This is a genomic window from Rhizobacter sp. P3_B12 (assembly GCF_056402895.1).
The window spans coordinates 1-722 of record NZ_JBFUGN010001631.1 but is presented as its reverse complement, the minus strand read 5'-3'; the positions used below and the strand labels follow the sequence as shown (position 1 = coordinate 722).

General features: G+C 71.7%; 1 protein-coding gene. It reads left to right on the top strand.

Going from position 1 to position 722, the window contains the following annotated elements; translation table 11 throughout:
* Positions 1-707, top strand: a 707-nt coding sequence (locus tag AC1D01_RS37345; protein ID WP_477874954.1) for an HpcH/HpaI aldolase/citrate lyase family protein, incomplete at its 5' end; no start/stop codon positions are given.
* Positions 708-722 lie beyond the last annotated feature (15 nt).

The following is a 722-nucleotide window of genomic DNA, read 5'->3' as shown; positions in this document are numbered from 1 at the left end:
ATGTCGACACGCTCGTCCAGCAGGCCGGCAGCCGGCTGGCGTACCTGATGGTGCCCAAGGTCGAGAGCCTCGCGCAGCTGCAGGCCGCGATCTCGTCGATCGACGCCGCCGGCGTGCGCCACGGCCTCGAGCGCCAGATCCCGATCCACGCGCTGGTCGAGACGCACGGCGCGCTGCGCGAGGTCGACGCGATCGCCGCGCACCCGCGCATCGAGTCGCTGTCGTTCGGGCTGATGGATTTCGTCTCGGCGCACCGCGGCGCGATCGGCCACCAGGCGATGAGCGCCACCGGCCAGTTCGAGCACCCGCTGGTGCTGCGCGCCAAGCTGGAGATCTCGGCCGCCTGCCACGGCCACGGCAAGGTGCCGTCGCACTGCGTGGTCACCGAGTTCCGCAAGCTCGATCTGCTGCAAACCGCTGCGACGAAGGCCGCGCGCCAGCTCGGCTACCTGCGCATGTGGAGCATCCACCCCGACCAGGTCCGCACCATCGTCGACGCGTTCGCGCCGACCGCCGCCGAGACCGACCTCGCGACCGAGATCCTGATGGCCGCCCAGGCGGCCCGCTGGGCGCCGACCAGCCACCGCGACACGCTGCACGACCGGGCGAGCTACCGCTACTACTGGCATGTGCTGGAGCGCGCCGCCCGCACCGGGCAGCCGTTGCCGATCGAAGTGCGGCAGGCCTTCGTCGCGGAGGGGCCGTGACGTTTTCCACGCGAC